At 60.2% G+C, this 7,909-nt stretch carries 6 protein-coding genes; 3 read left to right on the top strand and 3 right to left on the bottom strand.

The genetic code is table 11. The features are described from left to right. Positions 1–98: 98 nt before the first annotated feature. Positions 99–749, bottom strand: a complete 651-nt coding sequence (locus ACE3TY_RS09595; protein ID WP_374652803.1) for a ribbon-helix-helix domain-containing protein — start codon at positions 747–749, stop codon at positions 99–101. Between the two features lie 250 nt (positions 750–999). On the opposite strand from ACE3TY_RS09595, the gene ACE3TY_RS09590 reads away from it, so the two are divergent. Then, the gene (locus tag ACE3TY_RS09590) at positions 1,000–1,326 is read left to right on the top strand and encodes a hypothetical protein (protein ID WP_374652802.1); all 327 of its coding nucleotides are present in this window, start codon (positions 1,000–1,002) and stop codon (positions 1,324–1,326) included. A gap of 41 nt (positions 1,327–1,367) precedes the next feature. On the opposite strand, the gene ACE3TY_RS09585 is transcribed toward ACE3TY_RS09590, so the two are convergent. Next, positions 1,368–1,676, bottom strand: a complete 309-nt coding sequence (locus ACE3TY_RS09585; RefSeq protein ID WP_374652801.1) for a hypothetical protein — start codon at positions 1,674–1,676, stop codon at positions 1,368–1,370. A gap of 313 nt (positions 1,677–1,989) precedes the next feature. Here ACE3TY_RS09585 and ACE3TY_RS09580 point away from each other — a divergent pair, with 313 nt between their 5' ends. After that, positions 1,990–5,103, top strand: coding sequence for an EAL domain-containing protein (locus ACE3TY_RS09580; RefSeq protein WP_374652800.1), 3,114 nt, complete (start codon positions 1,990–1,992; stop codon positions 5,101–5,103). 7 nt (positions 5,104–5,110) lie between these two features. On the opposite strand, the gene ACE3TY_RS09575 is transcribed toward ACE3TY_RS09580, so the two are convergent. After that, complete coding sequence (locus ACE3TY_RS09575) at positions 5,111–6,088, bottom strand: M23 family metallopeptidase (RefSeq protein ID WP_374652799.1); 978 nt, start codon at positions 6,086–6,088, stop codon at positions 5,111–5,113. A gap of 79 nt (positions 6,089–6,167) precedes the next feature. On the opposite strand from ACE3TY_RS09575, the gene ade reads away from it, so the two are divergent. Then, on the top strand, positions 6,168–7,877 hold the full coding sequence (ade, locus tag ACE3TY_RS09570) for an adenine deaminase (protein ID WP_374652798.1): 1,710 nt from the start codon (positions 6,168–6,170) through the stop codon (positions 7,875–7,877). The last annotated feature ends 32 nt before the right edge of the window (positions 7,878–7,909 follow it).

Below are 7,909 nucleotides of genomic sequence, written 5' to 3'. Positions count from 1 at the left end.
TTGGAATAATTTTGGCTGCTAATTATACCGCTTTGTCACGATCACGGAAAAATAGGGACATATTCCCGTGAGTCGGGTGATTGCGTGGCAGCAAAAAGCTAAGCAATTTCAATCATCAAGACGTAAGCTAGGTCGCCCTCGGCCCGCCGCAGAATCGGACAGATATTCGCCTTGGCCATGATCAATCGCCCAGGGCGCAGGCACACGATCCGCGCCGGATAGATCTGATTTCTGCCCTGCGCGAACTGCTCGACAATCTGCACCAGGGGCAGCGAGGATTTTACCTGGAAGTACTGATCCAGCGGCTTACCAACAAGTGCGGATTCGCCCAGGCCCAACCACTTCTGCGCGGCACCGTTGGCTTTCAGCATCACGCTCTGGCCATTGGCGACGAATGCCGGCACAGGACAGGCATCGGCTATCAGCGACGCCGAGACGCCCTGTCCCGACATGGATTGCTGGCGCACGCGGTCTTCGAGATCCGATATCTGCTGCTTCAACTCCGCCAGGCATTGCGCCCGGACGGTCGCGGAAAAATTGCCTTCATGATTGGTCGCCGTCGAGAGTTCGTCGACAAGCTGATTGAGCCGCATGCGCCGCCGCGCCGCTGCTTGTTCCAGAGCGGCCCAGGACGCTTGATCGAGCTTTAGTGAATAGCGCCGGCCGCGATATTGAACGACGCGATGTACCAGTTTCGGATCCGGCAGCGACTTCGCCAATGCCGCCGTCGATTCACGTTGCAACTCCATAACGCAGCAACCCCTCGTTTACCGGCCATTTGGGCTGTGACAGAACTGTGGCGTGCAAGCGGTAAGCTCAGAATCGCGCGCGCCGCTCCCCCACATCGAACACACACGACAGTGTGACACATTTTGGGGGCCGCTGGCTAGTGTCTCATTTCCGCTTTCAGCCAAGCCGTGCAACTGGCTAGAATAGCGAAACTTTCTGTTTGGGGGGTCGGTTATGCCTTTTGTGATGCGGGATGGGAATGGCCAGATTGTGGCCATCTACCGCGAACAGTCTTCTGGTGCAGAAGAGTACCTGCCTCCGACCCATCCGGCCGTTCAGGAATTTCTTCAGAACAACACGGCTGCGGCCGGCCTGTCGCACAGCGACAAGCCCGCGATGCTGCAATCCGACCTCGATATGATTCGTGTTTATGAGGATCTGACCGACATTCTCCTCAGCAAGAATGTGGTCATGCTCACCGATTTTCCCCCGGCCGCACAAGACAAGCTCATGCGCCGAAAACGCCTTCGCTCGTCGCTCAGCCCCATTACGGAACTGCTCGACAGTGGCGACGAAGATGAACAGGAACTTCCCTGACCGGGCCCTAGCGCCGGATATTCAATCGGCCCGACGCGATTTCAAACGATCTGGTGCTCGACGGAAATGCTGAGGCCGGGCGAGTAATAGAGCTTGGTTCCGTCCTCAAAGACCCAGTATTGCAGGCCCTTCACTTCAATGCCGCCGTCCGTCACATGCTGGTCGGCAATCCCGCTTTCAAGCAGCCGCAGGTCCGTGACGATGTTCAGGCAGGGATCGTCGCCTTCGTTAAGGATGACGATCTCGCCATTAGCATCCGGCAGCAAATCTGCCAGATTGAGGGTAAATTGGCCCCCAATGGCGGCGTCGGCCGTCTCAATGCTCTGACTGTTGGTCTCGGTGTCACTCATGGCTGCGCTCATCCCTTTGCGCTGCAAACGCTAAAATACTACATAAAAGCTAATCGAATCGATTCCATCCCGCAATCCCCAGTACCGAATTCTTACTGCCTTGTTTTTCCTCATAAATTACATAAGAATTCATATATAACATATTGTTTTTATGCTATAATAATTACCATTCACGGAAGTAAACTATTCCTTAACCATACCCTAAAAATGTGAGCTGATGTTGATTTTGAGACAAATGCTCAATGCTTCGAGTTGAATTCTGCCCCCAACCAAGCCCATTGTTCTCAGACAATTGCAGCAGGAATCGGTCGAGTTGACTGAGAAATCGCAGGCTTTAGCCCCTCGGCCGGACCCGCGGCAGCCCAATGTGCAGCGCCAGGCCAACTGGAAAAGCGGCGGCCTGATTGCCTTTGCGCTCGCCACGCTCGCCGTGCTGCTCCTGAACTGGGTCGCTCCGGACCAGCTGGAGCGTATCGAGCGGCTGACTTTGAACTCGCGGTTCCTGCTCCGGGGCCCAGAACTGCCAAGTGGCGATGTGATCGTTGTCGGCTATGATGAAGCTTCCAGCCGTGCACTCGGCCGCTGGCCGATAAGTCGGCGCGTCATCGCGCAGGCCATCGATCGGGTCGCTGCGGGTGGCGCCCGGACCATCGCCATGGACTATCTCTGGCTGGAGCCGGAACTCGACCTGCCCCAGGACATCCGGGGACAGCTCCAGGATCTGGCCAAGGCCCTGCCCAATGAAGGGATGGCCCAGCGCGCTTTAGCGCTGGCGGAAACAAGCACGGCCGACACCATCCTGGCCGACGCCCTGAGCAGGGCTGGCAATGTCCTGCTGCCCTTCTCATACGCGCCCGACAGCGGCAGTCGGGAAACACCGGCCGAGATAGCATCCTGGGCCTTTGCACGCACCAAGCCGGCTTGTACGCCCGACCTCGCCGCCCAATTTGGCAGCGGAATCCAGGCGCCGATTCCTTCCCTGGCCGCTGCAGCCGTGGCCGGCGGCAACGTCAATATCAATCTCGATGTCGACGGCTCGCCCCGCGCCGAATATCTCGCGACCTATTTCGACGAGGATTGCTTCCCGTCGATGGCGCTTGCCGCCACCACGCATTATCTAAGTCTCGATTGGCAGAATGTGCAGATCGATCTCGGCTGGGCAGTCCATCTTACGAAGGATCGCGTGATCCCTATCGATCGCGACAACAGCATCATCGTCAACTATTTCGGCGATGCGCGGGTCATTCCTACGATTTCCTTTGCCGATGTCATAGCAGGTCGGTTCGAAGCCGGGACCTTCAGTGACAAGCTGGTTCTCTTCGGCACGAATTATCAGGGCGGCAGCGATTTCGTGCGTTCGCCCTTCGACACCGAACTCCCCGGCGTCGTCCGCAATGCGATGGTCGCGGAGCGCTTGATCCATGGCGGCAATCTCGCGCGGCCGGGCTGGACATTCTATGCCTCCCTCCTCGCCGTCCTCCTGTTGGGCGGCCTCAGTGCGCTGCTCGCCCGCCACTTGCCGGTCGGCATCGGCATTGCCTGCAATGCAGCGCTGGCATCGGGCTGGTGCGCCCTCACCTATTTCGCCCTCTTTCCTGGCGGAATATGGATCGCACTCCTTTATCCGGTACTTTCGATCGTGCTGAACACAGTGACGCAAGCCATCCTGCGCAGCGTCAAAGAGGAGCGCCAGCGCCGCCGGGCCGAACAAAGCCTGCGCGAAAGCGAGGAACGCTACGCCCTTGCGGCCCGCGGCGCCAATGACGGCCTGTGGGATTGGGATCTCGTCAACAACACCTTCTTCACCTCGGCCCGCTGGCAGCAGATGCTAGGCCTGCGGGCCGAGCGCATGTCGCGCCAGCCAGGCGATTGGTTCGACCGGGTCCATCGCGACGACATTGACATGATGCGCGCCGCCATCGACGCGCATTTGAGCGGCAGCTCCACGCATTTCGAGCAGGAAATGCGCATGCGCCATGGCGAAGGCAATGATCGCTGGGTAGCCGTCCGCGGCATGGCCGTGCGTGACGGGAGCGGTACGCCGACGCGTTTCGCCGGCTCCATGACCGATATCACGGCGCGCAAGAAAGCCGAGCAGGATCTGCTCTTCAACGCTTTTCATTCGCATCTCACGCGCCTCCCCAACCGCGCTCTGCTGGTCGAGCGCACCGACCAGGCGCTGCAGCTCTGGGCCAAGGATCCACAGGCCGATGTGGTGCTGGCCATCCTGGATATCGATCGTTTCGGCCACTACAACGAGACGCTCGGACAGAAGGTCGGCGACGACATTCTGATAACGCTTGCCCGCAATCTCGAAGAGATGATGCGGCCCGAGGATACGCTCGCCCATCTCGGCGAGGATGAATATGCAATCACGCGCTTTATCGCCGGCAACGTCGAACAAGGTGTCGAGGAACTGATCGTCGCGCTGAAGACGGTCCTGGCACAGCACATGGAAATCGGCGGCCGGCCGGTTGAAATCGAGGCATCGATCGGTTTCGTCCTTGCGTCCCAAGCCGCTGGCGCCGCCGGTGACGAACTGCTGCGCGATGCCAATCTCGCCCTCTATCGCGCCAAGGCGCAAGGTCGCGGTCAGATCGTCCGCTTCGAACCCAGCATGCATCAGTCGGCGATGAAGCGCTTTGGGCTGGAAGCAGACATGAAGCGCGCTATCTCGGAAGGCGACCAGTTCGAACTGTTCTACCAGCCGATCATCGATCTCAAGGACGGGCACGTCCATGGATTCGAGGCGCTGATCCGTTGGCGTCACCCCGAGCGTGGCCTGATCTCGCCGGTCGATTTCATTCCGCTGGCCGAAGACACCGACATGATCATCGAAATCGGTCGCAAGTCGATCATGGATGCCGCGCGCCAGATCGCGGCTTGGATGCCCGCCGAAGGCGATCCGCCGCAGATCGCGGTCAATGTTTCCGGCAAGCAGTTCGCGGCCATCGGTCTTGTCGAGGATATCGAGCGCGCCCTCAAAGTCGCGGGCATTCCATCACATGCGCTGAAGCTTGAAATCACCGAAAGCCTCATCATGGACAATCCGGAGCGCACCAACGAGGTGCTGCGCCGGATCATCGCGCTCGGCTGCAAGGTTTCGATCGACGATTTCGGCACCGGCTATTCATCCTTGAGTCACCTGCACCGCTTCCCTTTCCACACGTTGAAAGTCGACCGCTCCTTCGTGATGCGTATCAACGACAGCCGTGAAGGCCTGGAAATCGTGCGCGTCATCGCCAGCCTCGCGCACATCCTGGAACGCGACGTCGTCGCCGAAGGTGTCGAGACTGAGGAACAGGCGGCCGAACTCACGCGTCTCGGCATCCAGTTCGGCCAGGGGTATCTCTATTCCAAGCCCCTCCCCGCCGCCGAAGCCTCCGTCTTCCTGGCCCGCAACCGCGAGAAACACCGCAAGGTGTGAGCCGGCATTACGGCAAGGTTATCTCCGCCGCGCTTTCGGCAACGATGACACCTTCGCGCTCAATATGCAGCGATGCTTTGTAGGTGCCCGGGTCCCAGCCTTCCGCCGGCTGCTTGATCCCGGTGAAGGCGAAATAAAGCGCCTTGGCACGCGGGATCACATCGTCGCTCTCGGCGAGGCGGCCATATGGCCCGGCAAGCTCCAATATGAGGCGGTCGCCCTTCTGCAGGCCGAAGATATCAACCCAATAGACGAGCGCAGGGCTTCCATTTTCCAGGGCAACGCCCGCATAGACGCCGTGCCGCGCCGCATCCGGCTCAGGTTTCACGGTGGCAAAGCCGCTGTTCAGCAATCCTGTGGCCAGATAGGCGAAATTCTGACTGCCGCCGGCTTGCCACAAGGCATGCGGATTGCCGTTGCAGCCAGCCCCCATTGCGCCGCCAGTGAAGGGATCGACCACTTCGTCATTGTGGCGCACTTCAAAATGGAGATGCGGAAACTCGGTATTGCCGGACAGGCCGATCTGGCCGAGTACATCTCCTGCCGCCACCTTCTGCCCCGGCATCACCGCCACGCTGCCTTTTTTCATATGGGCGTATTGCGTGACCCAGCCGTCACCATGATCGACGATGACGCTGTTGCCGGCCATCCGGTCCTTGACCGCGTCGAGGCCGATCTCTTTCACGCTTACATCGTCCATGCCGTCGCGCAGGCGCAGGACCGTGCCTGGTGCAGCCGCAAGAACGTCAACGCCCCTTTCCATGTCAATATAGTTGCGCAACCTGATATCCGTGCCTTTGTGCTGGTCGTAGGTAAGCGAGCCGCAGGTGAAATCCCTCGCCCCTTCGGTGGCATCCGCGTCGACATAATTCTGGACGAAACAGTCTCGCCCCAGTTCGCACGCCGCAGGCAGGGAAAATGCCGGCTCCGCGGCGGCCGGAATTGCCGTCAGCAGCAGGAACAGCAAGACAATAAGGCTTCTCATGCCGCCAGTTTGGGCGATTCCGCCGCCATTGGCTACTGCCGGATGCACATGCTAGGCTTCTCCGCCACAGGAGCGTGGCATGACGGAATTGCGACATCGTATCGAGAGCGGGATCGATCAGGGCCTGGGGCGTGAACCGGCCGATCTGGTTATCAAGAATATCCGCTTCCTCAACGTCGTCACCGGCGAGGTGGCCAAGGGCGATATCGCGATCTGCGGCGAGCGCATCGTCGGCACCTATGAAAGCTATCGCGGCAAGCGCGAGATCGACGGTCGCGATTTCACCGCGGTGCCCGGTTTCGTCGATTGCCATCTGCATGTCGAATCGAGCCTCGTCGGCCCTGCCGAATTCGATCGCTGCGCGTTGCCGCGCGGCACCACAACAGCCATCTGCGATCCGCATGAAATGTGCAACGTGCTGGGCAAGGAGGGCCTCGAATTCTTCCTGCGCAGCGCCGAACGCACGGCCATGGATCTGCGAGTCCAACTCTCCTCCTGCGTTCCGGCGACGCATCTGGAGACCGCCGGCGGACGCCTCACCGCCGCCGACCTGTTGCCCTATCGCCACCATTCGAAGGTCATCGGGCTGGCCGAGTTCATGAATGCGCCTGGCATCTTCCACAAGGTGCCGGAGGTGATGGACAAGATCGAGGCTTTCTGGGGTGAGCATATCGACGGCCATGCACCGCTCATGAAAGGCTACGAGCTCAACGCCTATCTTTCCTGCGGCATCCGCAACTGCCATGAAACGACCAGTGAGCCTGAGGCCTGGGAGAAATTGCGCAAGGGCATGCAGGTCTTCATCCGCGAGGGCAGCGCCTGCAAGGATCTGGCGGCCCTTTCCGGCATCATCAGTACCACGACGGCGCCATTCCTGGGTTTCTGCACTGACGACCGCAATCCGCTCGACATCGCCGAGGAAGGCCATATCGACCATCTCATCCGCGGCGCCATCAAGGCCGGTGCTCCGATGGCCGATGTCTATCGCCTGGCTTCCTGGTCGGCGGCGCGCGGCTTCGGCCTCACCGACCGAGGCCTGATAGCACCTGGTCAGCGCGCTGACATTGTATTGCTCAACGATCTGCAGACATGCGATGTCGCCGATGTCATCGCCGGCGGCAGAATGATCGACGACGGCATCTTCGAGGTGCGGAACATGCCCGGCCCCGTCGGCTACAATTCCATCAAGCGCGCCAAGGTAGATGCCTCTCTCTTCCGCGTGCCTGCCAGCGGACCGACCGGCCCTGTCATCGGCCTGCGCGAGGGGCAGGTGCTGACCGACTTCCTCACCATGAGCCTGCCCTATCGCGATGGCGAACGGCTGGTCGATCTCGCCAACGACGTCATCAAGGTCTGCGTGCTGGAGCGCCATGGCAAAAGAGGATCGGTCGGCCGCGGCTTCGTCAAAGGCCTTAAGCTGCCGGGCGGCGCCATCGCCTCCTCCATCGGGCATGACAGCCATAATATATGCGTCGTCGGCGCCGCGGACGCCGACATGGCGCTAGCCGTCAACCGGCTGATAGATCTTGGCGGCGGCTTTGTCCTGGCGGCGAATGGCAAAGTTCTTGCCGATATGCCGCTGCCGCTCGCCGGCCTGATGAGCGACCGGGATTTTCGCAGTGTCGCGCATGAAATCAAAGCCTTGCGATCCGCGGTGCGCGACCTGGGCTGCCCGCTGGCCGAACCCTTCCTGCAGATGGCCTTCCTGCCCCTGCCGGTCATTCCACACCTCAAAATCACGGATCTGGGCCTCGTGGATGTGGACAAGTTTGAGCTGCTTGCCGCCTAACAATTTGCCGCCTGACGATTTGCCGGCTGGCG

Source organism: Dongia sp. (genome assembly GCF_041918875.1).
Taxonomy (GTDB): domain Bacteria; phylum Pseudomonadota; class Alphaproteobacteria; order Dongiales; family Dongiaceae; genus Dongia.
Note: the sequence above shows the minus strand (reverse complement) of the source record. Positions and strands in the feature narration are given on the sequence as shown.

Excerpts from the sequence above, each read along its gene's own strand:
- ACE3TY_RS09595 (WP_374652803.1), bottom strand. The coding sequence starts at position 749 with ATGGAGTTGCAACGTGAATCGACGGCGGCATTGGCGAAGTCGCTGCCG.
- ACE3TY_RS09585 (WP_374652801.1), bottom strand. The coding sequence starts at position 1,676 with ATGAGTGACACCGAGACCAACAGTCAGAGCATTGAGACGGCCGACGCC.
- ACE3TY_RS09575 (WP_374652799.1), bottom strand. The coding sequence starts at position 6,088 with ATGAGAAGCCTTATTGTCTTGCTGTTCCTGCTGCTGACGGCAATTCCG.
- ade (WP_374652798.1), top strand. The coding sequence starts at position 6,168 with ATGACGGAATTGCGACATCGTATCGAGAGCGGGATCGATCAGGGCCTG.